This is a genomic window from Rhizobium aethiopicum (genome assembly GCF_900094625.1).
In the GTDB taxonomy this organism is placed as follows: Bacteria; Pseudomonadota; Alphaproteobacteria; order Rhizobiales; family Rhizobiaceae; genus Rhizobium; species Rhizobium aethiopicum.
Genome location: NZ_FMAJ01000060.1, coordinates 1 through 1,211, shown reverse-complemented (window position 1 = coordinate 1,211; position 1,211 = coordinate 1). Strand labels below are relative to the sequence as shown.

General features: G+C 56.4%; 1 protein-coding gene. It reads right to left on the bottom strand.

What is annotated here, in order from left to right:
- Positions 1-189 precede the first annotated feature (189 nt).
- Positions 190-1,211 (bottom strand): IS110 family RNA-guided transposase (locus GA0061105_RS32100; RefSeq protein ID WP_245304466.1); only part of this gene is annotated, 1,022 nt, incomplete at its 5' end.

The following is a 1,211-nucleotide window of genomic DNA, read 5'->3' as shown; positions in this document are numbered from 1 at the left end:
CACATGCGGTCGCCGCTCTTTGGCGGCAGGCACCAATTTCCCGCTTTCGCGAGCGCGGGCTCAGGAGAACGGGACCAATCTCAACATCGGCGGTTGAAGCCAAAAGGAATCCCGGTCCGTTCACCTGGATCCGTCAGGGCTGATCACACCCTGAGGATTAGAATTTGCGTTTCACAGGCGCTTCCCGCTTCAGGCGGTTTTCATTATTGCACCTTCGATCACGACGCCGGAGCTCACGTATTTCCAAAGTGCAACGAGCAGCTTGCGGGCCAGCGCCACAATCATCGGTTTTTTCAGACGACCGCTGTTGCGAGCGATGCGCTCCTTAAACCAGCAAGTTAGTGCTGATTTTGGTTGGTGCCGCAACCATAGCCAGGCGAGTTCGACCATGGTCGCTCGTAAACGTGGATTTCCCGCCTTTGACACACCCTGTTCGCGATTGATGTTACCGCTTTGCCAAGGGGAGGGGGCAAGGCCTGCATAAGATGCGATTTGGCGTCGATTGTCGAAGTGTCGGAACAGGCCTTCCGTGTAGAGTATCGTTGCAAACTCCGGCCCAATCCCCTTGATGGCCAAAAGAGCGGTCGCTTCCTTCGGCGTTTCCGACGTCTCCTGGACGATCAAAACATCTCGCTCTGCTTCTACAGCCTTGATTTGTGTGAGCAACAATTCCAGGCGATCAAGTTCCCTGCAGACTTCAGCCTTCAGGTGTTTTGATAGCGGACGACCATCGCCAGTCCGAAGCTCGTCCAGTCGTTGCCGGCGATCTCGATTGACAGGCTCGTAGTCCCGTATCCCTTGCGCGAAGAGAAGTCCCTTTATCCGATTAACGTGGAAGACACGCTCGGCAATTAGAGTTTTCCGCTCCCGCCCGATCCGTCGGTTGTCGTCTTCCTCAGGTGTGAGAAGCCTGACCATTGAGCACGCACGAGGCTCGCCACGTTTCCATGCAATCAAAGCGCGGATCAGCGTCTCACCGTCGATGCGGTCGGTCTTCGCCCGGCGATGCCGGCGCGGCATAGCGATTGAGGCCGCCTCTACAATGTGGCTCTCTATCCAAGCTTCCTGGCTCAGCACTCGTCCCAGCCAGAAGCCATCAAGTCCGGCCTCTTGGATCATCACCAGTGGGTAAAGTATGTTCTTTCGCCGCTTGGCTTTCTGGCGAAGTGCAGCAAAGCACGCAAACAAACCGGCGATGTCGCCTCCTGTGA